The sequence below is a fragment of the Pseudomonas sp. MF08875 genome (assembly GCF_059862525.1).
This window is the reverse complement of sequence record NZ_JCBCUW010000051.1, coordinates 25,671-40,013: the sequence shown is the minus strand read 5'-3', so window position 1 is coordinate 40,013 and position 14,343 is coordinate 25,671. Positions and strand designations below refer to the sequence as shown.

The 14,343-nt window shown below is 62.6% G+C and carries 13 protein-coding genes; 7 read left to right on the top strand and 6 right to left on the bottom strand.

Annotation, left to right across the window (positions count from 1 at the left end; all coding sequences use genetic code 11):
* On the top strand, positions 1-614 hold a 614-nt coding region (locus tag AC19YT_RS23570), incomplete at its 5' end, for a hypothetical protein (RefSeq protein ID WP_500611111.1).
* Entirely contained in the window at positions 611-1,657 is a 1,047-nt protein-coding gene (locus tag AC19YT_RS23565) for a DUF6708 domain-containing protein (RefSeq protein ID WP_500611110.1), read from the top strand. The genes AC19YT_RS23570 and AC19YT_RS23565, both read left to right, overlap by 4 nt.
* 252 nt (positions 1,658-1,909) lie before the next feature.
* On the opposite strand, the gene AC19YT_RS23560 is transcribed toward AC19YT_RS23565, so the two are convergent.
* Positions 1,910-2,068, bottom strand: coding sequence for a DUF3309 family protein (locus tag AC19YT_RS23560; RefSeq protein WP_500611112.1), 159 nt, complete (start codon positions 2,066-2,068; stop codon positions 1,910-1,912).
* Positions 2,069-2,348: 280 nt separating this feature from the next.
* Between AC19YT_RS23560 and AC19YT_RS23555 the strand changes: the two genes are divergently transcribed.
* The 3 genes from AC19YT_RS23555 (at position 2,349) to csrA (ending at position 3,977) form a co-directional block, all read left to right on the top strand.
* A complete protein-coding gene (locus AC19YT_RS23555) occupies positions 2,349-3,164 on the top strand; it encodes an SDR family oxidoreductase (protein WP_095107304.1) in 816 nt (271 codons plus the stop codon).
* 64 nt (positions 3,165-3,228) lie between these two features.
* Positions 3,229-3,561 carry a YnfA family protein gene (locus AC19YT_RS23550; RefSeq protein WP_095107306.1) on the top strand — a complete coding sequence of 111 codons (333 nt, stop codon included), beginning with the start codon at positions 3,229-3,231 and terminating at the stop codon, positions 3,559-3,561.
* 221 nt (positions 3,562-3,782) lie between these two features.
* On the top strand, positions 3,783-3,977 hold the full coding sequence (gene csrA / locus AC19YT_RS23545; RefSeq protein ID WP_095107307.1) for a carbon storage regulator CsrA: 195 nt from the start codon (positions 3,783-3,785) through the stop codon (positions 3,975-3,977).
* Here csrA and AC19YT_RS23540 read toward each other — a convergent pair.
* Positions 3,974-4,201 carry a YheU family protein gene (locus tag AC19YT_RS23540; RefSeq protein ID WP_095107308.1) on the bottom strand — a complete coding sequence of 76 codons (228 nt, stop codon included), beginning with the start codon at positions 4,199-4,201 and terminating at the stop codon, positions 3,974-3,976. The genes csrA and AC19YT_RS23540 overlap by 4 nt on opposite strands.
* 118 nt (positions 4,202-4,319) lie before the next feature.
* Here AC19YT_RS23540 and AC19YT_RS23535 point away from each other — a divergent pair, with 118 nt between their 5' ends.
* Positions 4,320-5,090: a DNA/RNA non-specific endonuclease gene (locus AC19YT_RS23535; RefSeq protein ID WP_500596908.1), complete on the top strand. Its 771-nt coding sequence runs from the start codon at positions 4,320-4,322 to the stop codon at positions 5,088-5,090.
* Positions 5,091-5,096: 6 nt separating this feature from the next.
* On the opposite strand, the gene AC19YT_RS23530 is transcribed toward AC19YT_RS23535, so the two are convergent.
* The 4 genes from AC19YT_RS23530 to mnmC form a co-directional block, all read right to left on the bottom strand.
* A complete protein-coding gene (locus tag AC19YT_RS23530; protein ID WP_500611109.1) occupies positions 5,097-6,287 on the bottom strand; it encodes an osmoprotectant NAGGN system M42 family peptidase in 1,191 nt (396 codons plus the stop codon).
* Between the two features lie 195 nt (positions 6,288-6,482).
* Complete coding sequence (gene ngg, locus AC19YT_RS23525; protein ID WP_095107312.1) at positions 6,483-8,219, bottom strand: N-acetylglutaminylglutamine synthetase; 1,737 nt, start codon at positions 8,217-8,219, stop codon at positions 6,483-6,485.
* 3 nt (positions 8,220-8,222) lie between these two features.
* Positions 8,223-9,995: an N-acetylglutaminylglutamine amidotransferase gene (locus tag AC19YT_RS23520; RefSeq protein ID WP_500611108.1), complete on the bottom strand. Its 1,773-nt coding sequence runs from the start codon at positions 9,993-9,995 to the stop codon at positions 8,223-8,225.
* A 586-nt stretch (positions 9,996-10,581) separates the two neighbouring features.
* Positions 10,582-12,564 carry a bifunctional tRNA (5-methylaminomethyl-2-thiouridine)(34)-methyltransferase MnmC2/FAD-dependent 5-carboxymethylaminomethyl-2-thiouridine(34) oxidoreductase MnmC1 gene (gene mnmC, locus AC19YT_RS23515; RefSeq protein ID WP_500611107.1) on the bottom strand — a complete coding sequence of 661 codons (1,983 nt, stop codon included), beginning with the start codon at positions 12,562-12,564 and terminating at the stop codon, positions 10,582-10,584.
* A gap of 198 nt (positions 12,565-12,762) precedes the next feature.
* Between mnmC and pap the strand changes: the two genes are divergently transcribed.
* Entirely contained in the window at positions 12,763-14,271 is a 1,509-nt protein-coding gene (gene pap / locus AC19YT_RS23510; protein ID WP_095107318.1) for a polyphosphate:AMP phosphotransferase, read from the top strand.
* Positions 14,272-14,343: the final 72 nt, after the last annotated feature.

Here is a 14,343-nt window from a genome sequence, read left to right as displayed (position 1 = left end):
TGGGCGGAATATTGGATGGATGGAACGGCTACATGGCGATGGAGTTGATGGAGAAAGAGGGCGTGACAGTTAAATCGGGCATCAACTTGACGGCGGCGGCCTTTAGTTTGACGGGGGCCGGGGTGGATATGGCGGACCGGGTGTTGAAGCGGTATCCGGAGGTGGGGAGTCGGTTGGCTAGGCCGTTTAATTCGTTGATTAAAGACTGGGTTGCTCGCTTGGGTGGATTGGGGGGGATTGCGAAGGGGTTGAGTGTGGTTGGCGGTCTGCTCACGGCTGTGGTGGATGGAATAAGTGCATCTGAAGCAATAGCTAAGAGTGACTATCCTGTCTTTATTTTACGTTCAAGTATCGCCTCTTTAAGTACGGTGGCATCATTTGCATTATTGTTTAACTTTATGACTTTTGGTGTTGGCATTGTTCTTCTTTTAACGATCGCTGGGTTGTCATTGCTAGGAGACTGGGTTATCAACTTGCTGCGCGATAATAAAATAGAACAATGGCTAGGCAAAACGCCGTTTGGTAATAGCGAGTCCATCCGTTTTGTATCTTTTACTGAGCAAGATAAGGCGTGGAATGAGTTGTTGGGTCTGAGCGTGGAAGGTGACCTGTGAGTAAATATACACGAGCCTACGATGGTTGGTTGACCCGCTATAAAATTAATAGGCCGCTGAGTAAGAGTGAGTTTGAAGGCAGGCTTGATGTAAAAGACTCGGTCAGTTTACCGCCAATAGATAGCGGGCTGATTAAGATTAATAGTGTATTTGTTGAGTGTATTGAACGTTGGTTTTTTCAACGTGGATGGGCCGCTTTGGGGGGCGTGCCAATGGCTACGATTTGGTTATATTTTTTAATTTTGTTTGGCTCGAAGATATATACCCCTCCTCAAGGTGAAAGTATTGCTTCGTTAACTCATATACTTGCAGGCTGGTATGCCACGCTGTTATGTTTTCTGTTAGTGGCTACGATATCTTTTTTCGCTCTGGCAAAAGATTTTTTCTGTTATACCCATTACCCCATTCGCTTCAACCGAATAAATCGCAAGGTCTACCTCTTTCGGCACAATAAAAAGAACGGTGTCATGACCCTGGATTGGGATAAGGTCCATTGGTGTGTCGGGCGCGGTCGTGATGTGGGGCATTATATTTATGAGCTGCGGGGCCATGTGCTGGATGATAACGGTATCGTGCGTTACACCTTCGCCGTCGGCCAGTACCGTGAAAGTCATGTGGAAATTTTGCAGCACTGGGAAATGATTCGCTTGTATATGGAAGACTCCCCGGCGGCGTTGCCTTATCCCCCCCGGGCACTAACTCTTTCCACTCGCCCCACTTTACGCAACTGTATGTTGTTGAATATGAGTTGGCTTGGTGCGCATCTATCCAAAGCGGTTTTTATACTCAGCGTGTTATGGGGATTTTTCCGTTGGCTTGCGTTAAAAACTTGTCGCGAACCCCTCTGGCCAAATGAAGTTGAAGCCCAATGCCAGATTCCGGCCAATGATCCCTATCAGCAAAAAGAGCCCATTACGGCGGGTGATATTCCTGGTTTCGATGATGAGGATGAGCGTAGGCGATCTGAATACCTGGAATTCGCCAGAGCTGCTGCCGCTGCCTATGAAGAAAACCGCTCACAATCAAGAATGCCCGAAGCCTGAGTGCCTCCCCTAACCCAATCCTAGAGTTCTCGACCCCGGCGTCCAACGAGCAAAAATTAAAGATGGAAGTACGGTATTACTTACTCAAGACCAACCAAGGAAGGTCATCACCGACCGTCATTTGACCTTGCCGAGATTGGCGAACACTCCCCGCGTAGTCTCCGATCAGAAATAAAAATGCCAGTCAGCTTAACTGACTGGCATTAGCCCTGAGGGCCTCTTTTTTTATGCGCTGCTAAAGGTTTGCGGCAGTTATATCTTGCCCAGCAACAACAGGATCAACAGCACCACCAGGACAACGCCGATGATGCCCGAGGGGCCATAACCCCAGCTTTTGGAGTGCGGGAAGACAGGCAGGCCGCCCACCAGTAGGAGGATCAGGATGACGAGAAGAATGGTGCCCATGACGATTTCCTTATTAGTGTTTTCTGGAATGACCGTAGCTTTTCAGTTCGCCGCTCAATGGTTAAGGAGTTGAGCGCTTAAAGACTCCGACTGGTCGCCGACACGGAAGATTCCAAGTTTTTTTAGTGTTTTTTCCGCCCCCGCTTATTTCCTTTACGCGTGTCTCCCGTAGGGCGTCGTGCCCAGGGTTTGCCTGGGGCATTCAGCACCCTGATGGTGCGTGGGCGGGCCGATTTCCTTCGCTACACTGCGGCCCAACTTCCCCAGAACAACAAGGCAACTTCTTATGCAAAATCGCATGATGATTACCGGCGCCGGTTCCGGCCTGGGTCGCGAAATAGCGCTGCGCTGGGCCCGTGAGGGCTGGCAGTTGGCCTTGTCGGACGTCAGCGAACCGGGCTTGCAGGAAACCCTCAGGCTCGTGCGCCAGGCCGGTGGCGACGGGTTTGTCCAGCGCTGCGACGTGCGTGACTACAGCCAACTGACGGCGTTCGCCCAGGCCTGCGAAGAGAAGCTCGGTGGCATCGATGTGATCGTCAACAACGCCGGCGTGGCCTCGGGTGGCTTTTTTGCCGAGCTGTCCCTGGAAGACTGGGACTGGCAAATCGCGATCAACCTCATGGGTGTGGTCAAGGGCTGCAAGGCGTTCCTGCCTCTGCTGGAAAAAAGCCGCGGCAAGATCATCAACATCGCCTCCATGGCCGCGCTGATGCAGGGCCCGGCCATGAGCAACTACAACGTGGCCAAGGCCGGGGTGGTGGCGTTGTCCGAGAGCCTGCTGATCGAGTTGGCGCAGCAGGAAGTGGCGGTGCATGTGGTGTGTCCCTCGTTCTTCCAGACCAACCTGCTGGACTCTTTCCGTGGCCCGACCCCGGCGATGAAGGCCCAGGTGGGCAAGTTGCTGGAAAGTTCTCCCATCAGCGCCAGCGACATTGCCGACTACATCTACGAGAAAGTCGCGGCCGGCGAGTTCATGATTCTGCCCCACGAGCAGGGGCGCATGGCCTGGGCGTTGAAGCAGAAGAACCCGCAGTTGCTCTACGACGAAATGACCCAGATGGCCGACAAGATGCGCGCCAAGGCCCGTCAAGCGGCCAACTGAACTTGCCCGCCCGCCGCTGCCTCGTTAGGGTTGCCACCTTCGGCACCCCTAACGAGGCGGATTCATGCTCAATTACCTGTGGTTTTTTCTCGCGGCGCTGTTTGAAATCGCCGGGTGCTATGCCTTCTGGATGTGGTTGCGCCAGGGCAAAAGCGCCTGGTGGATCATCCCCGCGCTGCTGAGCCTGACCCTGTTCGCCCTGCTGCTGACCAAGGTCGAAGCCACCTACGCCGGCCGTGCCTACGCGGCTTACGGCGGTATCTACATCATTGCGTCCATTGGCTGGCTGGGGCTGGTGGAGCGCATCCGCCCCTTGAGTTCGGATTGGCTGGGTGTGGCCCTGTGCGTGGTGGGTGCCGGCATCATCCTGTTTGGCCCGCGTTTTTCCAGTGTCTGAAACCTTACCTGCGCACGCGGTGCAAGCGTATTGAGTGCATAGGAATAGCCCTTGAAGGCTGTAGGTGTGTTCAAACCGCTGCGAAAAGCAGCGTTTGAAAGAAATTTCTGTAGGGGTTGGTTCGTCGTGGCGTAGGGGATGACTGTTTTGATGCTGGCGCATTGAAGGCAGTGGATCCAGCGGGCATCTTCAAGGCCCGGTTACCCTAAAGGACTAGTGCCATGCTTGTATTGAGCCGCGTTGTCGGCGAGCTGATTTCCATCGGCGACAACATCACCGTACGCATACTTTCCGTCAACGGCAGCAATGTTCGCTTTGGCGTCGAGGCGCCGAAAAACGTCGAGGTCCATCGGGCCGAGGTGTATGAACGCATCATCGCCCGCCAGGGCGCCAAGAGGACCCAGGGCCAGGGTTAGTCGAACAGGGCCTTGGGCACGTCATGCTTGAGCATCAGTTGACACTGCTGGCTCTCGGGGTCGAACACAATCAACGCCTGCCCCTTGGTCAACGCCTGGCGAACGCGCAGCACGCGGGTTTCCAGCGGCGTGTCGTCACCGTTGTCGGTGCCGTCACGGGTGACGAAGTCTTCGATCAAGCGGGTCAGGGTGTCTACTTCGAGTTGGTCGTGGGGGATCAGCATGGGCGCCTCGGCGGTGCATCCGCGAAAAGTGGTAGATATTAACAGCATTCATCCGGCGCTCCGGCCCTAGCCTCGCTCATGCAGATTGACTGCAATGACGAACTAGGAAACCCCTCAGATGAATGCATGGATTGCACGTTTCACCCCCCGCCACCCGGGCCTCGTCGGCCTGTTGTTGAGTTTTTGCCTGGCGCTGCCACAGGCCCGCGCGGCCACGATTATCACCCTGGACCGTGGGCTGTTCAGCCTGCGTTATGACTGTGATAACCGCACGGCCCTGCGCTTCGCTTACCGGTTGACGGCAGACAAAGGCAACGCGCCGCGCCCCCGTGGCTTTGAACTCGACCCGAGCTTGCCGGGCCATTGCCAGCAGCAGTTGAGCGCCGCGTCCTACGACCGCGTGGCCAAGGGCTGGGACCGCGGCCACCTGGTGACTTCCAATCATTTGGATCACAACCCGCGCAGCATTGCCCTGACGCACCGCATGACCAACATCGTGCCGCAGTGGCGCTCATTCAATCAGGGGGTGTGGCGCCAGACTGAGGAAATCGCCGAGTGCTATCGCGACCTGGCGCCGGTGCAGGTTTACGGCGGGGTGCTTTACAACGACCCGCGCAACGACCACTTCCTGGCCTCCCACGGTATCCGCACCCCGGATTACTTCTGGAAGACCCTGGTCACTAAGGACGCCGCCGGGCGCACCCAGACCCTCAGTTGGCTATTTCCCAACGTGCCGGGCCTGGGGCCGCTGGACAGCTACATCGTCAGTATCCGCGCCCTGGAAAAACGCATAGGCAAACAAGCGGTGGGCATCACCTTGCCCTACGCGCTGAAAACCCGGGTGGCGACGCGCAGTTGGCCGCTCCCGAAAAACTGCCAACCCGGCTAAGCCCCGTCAGCCGTCGCGTTTTGGGCCTACCACGCTGTCCACCGAGGGCACGCGGGTGTCGCTTTCCATTTGCGCGTCGTGCTCCAGTTGATGGCTGAAGCGGTCCAGGGAACCCTGGGCCGGTTGGGCGTCGCTGGCGAACACCGGCGGGCTGAGGATGTAGGCGCCCAACAGGCGGCTGAGGGCCGCGAGGCTGTCGATGTGGGTGCGCTCGTAGCCGTGGGTGGCATCGCAGCCGAAGGCCAGCAGGGCGGTGCGGATATCGTGGCCGGCGGTGACCGCCGAATGGGCGTCGCTGAAGTAGTAGCGGAACAAGTCGCGGCGCACCGGCAACTCGTTGTCGCCGGCCAGGCGCAGCAAATGGCGCGACAGGTGATAGTCGTACGGCCCGCCCGAATCCTGCATGGCCACGCTCACCGCGTGCTCGCTGGAGTGCTGGCCGGGGGCGACCGGGGCGATGTCGATGCCGACGAACTCGCTGACATCCCATGGCAGGGCCGAGGCCGCGCCGCTGCCGGTTTCTTCGGTGATGGTGAACAGCGGGTGGCAGTCGATCATCAGGCTCTGGCCGCTGTCGACAATGGCCTTGAGCGCCGCCAGCAGCTCCGCCACCCCGGCCTTGTCGTCCAGATGGCGGGCGCTGATGTGGCCGCTGTCGGTGAATTCGGGCAAGGGGTCGAAGGCGACGAAATCGCCGATACCGATGCCCAGGGAATCGCAATCGGCGCGGGTGGCGCAGTAGGCGTCCAGGCGCAGCTCCACGTGGTCCCAGCTGATGGGCATTTCATCCACCGCCGTGTTGAACGCATGCCCCGAGGCCATCAGCGGTAACACGCTGCCGCGGATCACGCCGTTGTCGGTGAACAGGCTGACACGGCTGCCTTCGGCAAACCGGCTCGACCAGCACCCCACCGGCGCCAGGCTCAGGCGCCCGTTGTCCTTGATCGCCCGCACGCTGGCGCCGATGGTGTCCAGGTGCGCGCACACCGCTCGGTCGGGGCTGTTTTGCCGGCCCTTGAGCGTGGCGCGAAGGGTGCCCCGGCGAGTCAGCTCGAACGGGATGCCCAGCTCCTCCAGACGCTCGGCGACGTAGCGCACGATGGTGTCGGTAAAACCGGTGGGGCTGGGAATGGCGAGCATTTCCAGCAGGACTTTCTGCAAGTAGGCGAGGTCGGGTTCCGGGATGGTACGGCTCATGGAAACTCCTGGGTGGGGAAGGGGGATCTGTGCGGGGCCATCTGTAGGAGCCGTTCAGTGTGGGAGCGGGCTTGCCCGCGATGGCTGCATAGAAAATCAGTCGAGATGTCGACTGAGCTGCTGTCATCGCGGGCAAGCCCGCTCCCACAAAAAAACCGACAAGCGCAATTTCTGCGCAGGCCCGCTCTTAAAGCCTCAGCGGCTATGGGGAAACAACAAATCCACAAAGCGCTCGGCGGTGGGTTGGGGTTCGTGGTTGGCCAGGCCGGCGCGTTCGTTGGCCTCGATAAACACGTATTCGGGGCGGTTGGCGGCGGGCACCATCAGGTCCAGGCCCACCATCGGGATGTCCAGGGCGCGCGCGGCGCGCAGGGCGGCATCGATCAGGGTGGGGTGCAGCATTGCGGTCACGTCTTCCAGGGTGCCGCCGGTGTGCAGGTTGGCGGTGCGGCGCACGGCCAGGCGTTGGCCGGGGGGCAGGATGCTGTCGTAGTCGTAGCCGGCCGCGTGCAGGGTGCGCTGGGTTTCGGCGTCCAGGGGGATTTTGCTTTCGCCGTCGGTGGCGGCCTGGCGCCGTCGGCTCTGGGCTTCGATCAACGCGCCGATGCTGTGCTGGCCGTCGCCGACGATGTGCGCCGGGTGGCGGATGGCGGCGGCCACCACCTCAAAACCGATCACCAGGATGCGCAGGTCCAGGCCCTCGTGGAAGCTTTCCAGCAACACGCGGCTGTCGAACTGGCGCGCGCTGTCGATGGCCTGCTGCACCTCTTCGATGGTGCACAGGTCCACCGCCACGCCCTGGCCCTGTTCGCCGTCCAAAGGCTTGACCACTACCCGCGTGTGCTCGTCGAGAAACGCCAGGTTGTCGTCGGCATTGCCCACTCGTTGCTGGGCCGGCACGTTCAGGCCCGCAGCCTTGAGTACCTTGTGGGTCAGGCTTTTGTCCTGGCACAGGCTCATGCTGATGGCGCTGGTCAGGTCGCTGAGGGATTCGCGGCAGCGCACCCGGCGCCCGCCGTGGGTGAGGGTGAACAGGCCACTGTCGGCGTCTTCGACTTGCACGTCGATGCCGCGGCGGTGGGCTTCTTCGACAATGATCCGTGCATAGGGGTTGAGCTCGGCGCTTGGCCCCGGCCCGAGGAATAGTGGCTGGTTGATGCCGTTCTTGTGCTTGATGGCGAAGGTGGTGAGGGTGCGAAAGCCCAATTTGGCGTAGAGCTGCTTGGCCTGGCGGTTGTCGTGCAGCACCGAGAGGTCGAGGTAACTCAGGCCCCGGCTCATGAAGTGCTCGATCAAATGCCGTACCAGCACCTCGCCCACCCCGGGCCGCGTGCAGTGCGGGTCCACCGCCAGGCACCAGAGGCTTGAACCGTTCTCCGGGTCATGGAACGCCTTGTGGTGGTTCAGGCCCATGACGCTGCCGATCACCGCGCCGCTGTCTTCGTCCTCGGCCAGCCAGTACACCGGGCCGCCCTCGTGGCGCGGGGTCAGGCGTTGCGGGTCGACGGGCAGCATGCCGCGCGCCTGGTACAGCGTGTTGATGGCCTGCCAGTCCGCCTCGCTTTGCGCGCGGCGAATGCGAAAACCGCGAAACACTCGGGTGGCCTGGCGGTAGTCGGTGAACCACAGGCGCAGGGTGTCGGAAGGGTCGAGGAACAGCTGCGCCGGTTCCAGCCCCAGCACCTGTTGGGGTGCGGCCACGTAGAGGGCGATGTCCCGTTCGCCGGGCGCTTCGTGAAGCAACTCGCAGGCCAGGCTGGCGGGGTCGGGGAAGGTGTGGCCGATGAGCAAGCGGCCCCAGCCGCAATGCACGGCGATGGGGTCGGGGCCGGGTTCGCTGCCGTCTTCGGCAAAACGCGCCTGTAAGCGCTCATAGGACGGCGTCTGGCCGCGCAACAGGCGTTGGCTGTAGGCGGAGGCATGGGGTTTCATCGGTCAGATTCCTTGTTCGCTGAGCCATAGGTTCAGCGCGGCCAGTTGCCACAACTTGGAGCCGCGCAGCGGCGTCAACTGGCCCTGCGGGTCGCTGAGCAAACGGTCGAGCATGGCCGGGTTGAACAGGCCGCGATCCTGGCTGGGGTCGAGCAGCAACTCGCGCACCCAGCCCAGGGTGTCGCCCTGCAAATGCTTGAGGCCAGGCACCGGGAAGTAGCCTTTCTTGCGGTCGATCACCGCGCTGGGGATAACCCGCCGCGCCGCTTCCTTGAGCACCTGCTTGCCGCCGTCGGGCAGCTTGAACCGGCCGGGCACCCGTGCCGACAGCTCCACCAGGCGATAGTCGAGGAACGGCGTGCGCGCCTCCAGGCCCCAGGCCATGGTCATGTTGTCGACCCGTTTGACCGGGTCGTCCACCAGCATCACCGTGCTGTCCAGGCGCAGGGCCTTGTCCACGGCGGCCTCGGCGCCGGGCTGGGCGAAGTGCTCGCGCACAAAATCCCCGGCCGCGTCGTTGGCGGTCAGCCACTGCGGCTGCACGGTGGCCGCGTAGTCGTCGTAGCTGCGGTCGAAGAACGCCTCGCGATAGGCCGCGTACGGGTCGCTGGCGCCGTCCACCTGTGGGTACCAGTGATACCCGGCGAACAACTCGTCGGCGCCCTGGCCGCTTTGCACCACTTTGCAGTGCTTGGCCACCTCCCGCGACAGCAGGTAGAAAGCAATGCAGTCGTGGCTGACCATCGGCTCGCTCATGGCGCGGAATGCCGCCGGCAGTTGCTCGATGATTTCTTTTTCGGCGATGCGCAACTGGTGGTGTTCGGTGCCGTAGTGCTGGGCGATCAGGTCCGAGTATTGGAACTCATCGCCCCGTTCGCCGCCGGCATCGGCAAAACCGATGGAGAAAGTCGACAGTTGCTCCACGCCCACTTCACGCAGTAAGCCCACCAGCAGGCTGGAGTCTACGCCGCCGGAGAGCAGCACACCCACATCCACCGCCGCCCGTTGGCGAATGGCCACGGCCTCGCGGGTGCTGTCCAGCACGCGGTCGGTCCAATCCTCCAGCGTCAGGTGCTGCTCATCGGCACGCGGGCCGTAGGCCAGGCTCCACCAGGTTTTTTGCTCGGTGCGGCCATCGGCGTCGATGCGCAGCCAGGTGGCGGGGGGCAGTTTTTCGATGCCCGCCAGCAGGGTGCGCGGCGCCGGCACCACGGCGTGGAAGTTCAGGTAGTGGTTGAGCGCCACCGGGTCCAGCAGCGGGTTGATGTCACCGCCCTTGAGCAGCGCCGGCAACGTGGAGGCAAAGCGCAGGCGCTGGCCAGTGCGCGACAGGTACAACGGCTTGACGCCGAGGCGGTCGCGGGCGATGAACAGACGCTGCGCGTCGCGTTCCCAAATGGCGAAGGCGAACATGCCGTTGAGCTTGGGCAGCAGGTCGGCGCCCCAGGCGTGGTAGCCCTTGAGCAGCACTTCGGTGTCGCCGCCGGAATAAAAGGCGTAGCCCAGGCCTTCCAGCTCGGTGCGCAGTTCGGGGAAGTTGTAGATCGCCCCGTTGAAGGCCAGGGACAGGCCCAGTTGCGCGTCCACCATCGGCTGGGCCGAGCCGTCCGAGAGGTCCATGATTTTCAGCCGCCGATGGCCCAGGGCAACCGGCCCCTGGCTATGAAAACCCCAGGCGTCGGGGCCGCGAGGGGCCAGGTGATGGGTGATTCTTTCCACCGCTGCCAGGTCGGCAGGGTGGTGATCGAAACGTAACTCGCCAGCTAATCCGCACATAAATTCCTTACCGGTTTTTCCGTTGGGGAGGGGCATTCGTGCCGGCGCCAAAACAGCGCGGGCAAGGAAACTGACCGGTGTCGAACCTGGGAGTTTTAGATCGATCCGTTATAAGCGGCCGCGGCGCAAGCGCGTGGGCCGGCGCATCGGGTAGTAAATAGTTGCGCCCTGGGCCGGTGCACCGAGTGCTTTAGTAAGCCGCGCCGTGGGTTCTTCAGCAGGGGCGGGCAAGGTTGTTCGTCAGGGTTCGCGGCTTAATCAGGAGCGAACACAGTGGCAAGGCAAGACCGCGCGGTTAACCCCCCATCGACCGTTTCGCGGGACGAACAATTGGCGGCATTGCTGGACATGACCGGCGATCTGGATAACGCCCAGGTCCTGCGCGAGAACCTGGCGCCGTGGTTGCTGCACGCCCACGGGCAAGACCTGCAGGAACTGCGAACCAACCTCCACAACCTGCAAGATTTTCAGCGGCGCACCGAGGCCGCAATGCGAGGCCTGGTACCTGCGCTTAAGTATTGCCGTTCGCTGTTAAAGGCCACCTGGGTATCTGTAGCATTCCCGAGCGCCGCTGAGCGCGTGGGCCTCAGGCCTTGCCGCGCACCAGGGCGCGCAGGGCGAAGCGGTTGGGGTGGCAGGCCTGGGCCACGTCCTTGGGCACGGGCAGGGGTTCGTCATCCAGCCATGCCGCCAGCAACTGCGCGGCCAGCGGCGCGGTAATCAGGCCGCGCGAGCCGTGGCCGCTGTTGACGAACAACCCGTCAAGCCACGGGCAGGGCACATCCGGCACCTGGCGGGCGTCCTTGGCCAATGCGGCGTAGGCCTGGGCGAACGCGGGCAGGTCGGCCAATGGGCCGACGATGGGCAGGTAGTCGGGGCTGGTGCAGCGGAACGCGGCGCGGCCCTGGAGTTGGGCCGGGTCCAGTTGCCCGGCGTGCAGGCGCTGGAAGAGGTCGCTGGAAATGGCCTCCAGCAGTTGCAGGTTGCTGGCGTGGTCGGCGGCAGTGGTGGCGCTGTCCTGGCTCTTGAAATCGAAACTGGCGCCCAGGGTGTGTTCGCCGCCGCGCATCGGTGCCACGTAGCCTTCGGCGCAAACCACCGTGGCCAGGCTTTGGCTGGTAGCGGTGGCGGGCAACCGGGTGATCTGCCCGCGGATGCGCTTGAGGGGCAACCCGGCGCTTTGGCTGAAACCCTTGATCTCGGCGGCCCCGGCCAGCACCACCACGGGCGCCTCGGCCAGTACCTGCTCGCCCGCCAAGGCTTGCCACTGGCCGTCAACCTTGCGCAGCGCCAGGGCTTCATGGTGGGTCAGCAATTCGATCCCCGGTTGGCTGGCCAACCACTGGCACAGGGCCGGCGGATGTACCCAGCCGCCCTCGGGGAAAAACAGCCCGCCGTGGGCCAGTTCCACCCCGGCCAGGGCTTGCGCCTGGTCGCGGTCTAGCAAGTGCAGCAGGTCGGGGGCGAAGGCCTCGGCCAATTGGCCCTGGCGCTCGGCTTCCTTGGGGTCGAACGCCAGTTGCAGCACGCCGCAGGCGTCCCAGTCGTGGCCGCGTTGCAGTTGCTCCAGCAGGCGCCGGGTGTGGCCGAAACCGCTGACGATCAAGCGCGACAACGCGGTGCCGTGGGCCGACAGCTTGAGGTACAGCACCCCTTGCGGGTTGCCCGAGGCCTCCTGGGCCACGGCGCCGTGACGCTCCAGCAGGGTGACCTGCCAGCCCCGCACCGCGAGGCTGGCGGCGCTGGCGCAACCGGCCAGGCCGGCACCGATCACCAGGGCCCGGCGCTCGCCGTGGGGCGGCGCAGGGCGGGCGAACCAGGGTTTGCTGGCGGCGGGCGGTGCCACGTCGGCGGGCCAGCCGAGGAACTCGCCGCGCAGGATCTCCCACTTGTGGCCGATGCCCGGGGTGCGCTTCATCTTGAACCCGGCGCCGTTGAGCAGGCGCCGTACCCAACCGGTGCTGGTGAAGGTGCTGAGGGTCGCGCCGGGGGCGGCCAGGCGCGCCAGTTCGGTGAACAGTTCGGCGGTCCACATGTCAGGGTTTTTCGCTGGGGCAAAACCGTCGAGGAACCACGCATCGACCTGGCCATCCAGTTGCGGCAATTGCTCCAGGGCGTCGCCGATCAACAGGGTCAGGCTGACCCGGCCATGGCCCAGGATCAGGCACTGGAAGCCGGCGTGGATCGCCACGTATTGCGCCAGCAACTGCTCGGCCAACGGCTGCAACTCGGGCCACAGGGCCAGAGCCCGGCTCAGGTCGGCGTGGCTCAAGGGGTATTTTTCGACACTGACAAAATGCAGCCGCGCCCCGGCCGGCGCCTGTTGCTCGAACAACTGCCAGGCACAGAGAAAGTTGAGCCCGGTGCCGAACCCGGTTTCGCCAATCACCAGCCGCCCGTGGGGCGCCAGCGCGGCGAAACGCTCGCCCAAGCGGTTTTGCTCGATGAACACGTAGCGGGTTTCGGCAAGGCCCGATTGGTCGGAGAAATACACGTCGTCAAACACCCGCGAGTGCGGGCGACCTTGGTCGTCCCAGTCGATCTGGGCGTGGGGCAGGGCAGTGGTCATGGTCGGCTCGGCTACGGCAAGGGCGCCATTCTAGCCGATCAGGGTGGTGGCGATTGATCCATGGCAAGGTGGGCGCTGATCCAAGGGCGGAAAATCCGCGGCCTGCTGTGCGTCCCGTCCGGGGAAGGGGGTGGATTTTGTTCCACCGCCGCCCTATGCGATCCGCTAGTCTTGCTCAATCTTGGAAGGGAGCCGCTCATGTTTGAATCCGCCGAAATCGGTCACGCCATCGACAAAGACACCTACGACGCCGAAGTGCCGGCCCTGCGCGAAGCTTTGCTCGAAGCCCAGTTCGAGTTGCAGCAGCAGGGCCGCTTTCCGGTCATCGTGCTGATTAATGGCATCGAGGGGGCGGGCAAGGGCGAAACCGTCAAGCTGCTCAACGAGTGGATGGACCCGCGCCTGATCGAGGTGCGCACCTTCGACCAGCAGTCCGACGAAGAACTGGCCCGCCCGCCGGCCTGGCGCTACTGGCGCCTGCTGCCGGCCAAGGGGCGCATGGGGATTTTCTTCGGCAACTGGTACAGCCAGATGCTCCAGGGCCGGGTCCACGGGCGCTTCAAGGACCCTGGCCTGGACCAGGCCATCGGCGGTGCCGAACGCCTGGAGAAAATGCTCTGCGATGAAGGCGCGCTGATCTTCAAGTTCTGGTTCCACCTGTCCAAGAAGCAAATGAAAAACCGCCTCAAGGCCCTGCGCGACGACCCGCTGCACAGTTGGCGCATCAGCCCGCTGGACTGGCAGCAGTCCGAAACCTACGACCGCTTCGTGCGCTTTGGCGAGCGGGTGCTGCGCCGCACCAGCCGCGACTACGCGCCCTGGTACGTGATCGAAGGCGTGGACGCCCATTACCGCAGCCTCACCGTGGGCAAGATCCTGCTCGAAGGCCTGCACGCGGCGCTGAGCCGGCCCAAGGTCAACCCCGACCGGGTCAGCGCCGCGCCGCTGCCGCCGAGCATCGACCAACTGAGCCTGCTGGGCAGCCTGGACATGAGCCAGCGCTTGGACAAAGCCGACTACGAAGAACAACTGATTACCGAACAGGCGCGCCTGTCGGGGTTGATGCGCGACAAACGCATGCGCAAGCACGCCTTGGTGGCGGTGTTCGAGGGCAACGATGCGGCCGGTAAGGGCGGCGCGATCCGCCGCGTGGCTGCCGCCCTGGACCCGCGCCAGTACCGCATCGTGCCCATCGCCGCGCCCACCGAGGAAGAACGCGCGCAGCCGTACCTGTGGCGCTTTTGGCGGCACATTCCGGCGCGGGGCAAATTCACCGTGTTCGACCGTTCGTGGTACGGCCGGGTGCTGGTGGAACGGGTCGAAGGCTTTTGCGCCAAGGCCGACTGGATGCGTGCCTACGGCGAAATCAACGACTTCGAGGAACAACTGAGCGATGCCCGGGTGATTGTGGTCAAGTTCTGGCTGGCCATCGACAAGCAGACCCAGCTCGAACGCTTCCAGGAACGGGAGGAAATTCCCTTCAAGCGCTTCAAGATCACCGAAGACGACTGGCGCAACCGCGAAAAATGGGACGACTACCGCGCCGCCGTCGGTGACATGGTTGACCGCACCAGCACCGAAGTTTCGGCCTGGACCCTGGTGGAAGCCAACGACAAGCGCTGGGCGCGGGTCAAGGTGCTGCGCACGATCAACCAGGCGTTGGAAGCGGCCTTTGTCCGCTCGGACAAGCAGGACAAAAAGAAATAACCCTACGTGTAGCAAGCCCGCTTTTTACAAGGGGGCCGGCCTACCCAATGGTTTTGCATACGCCCGATGAAT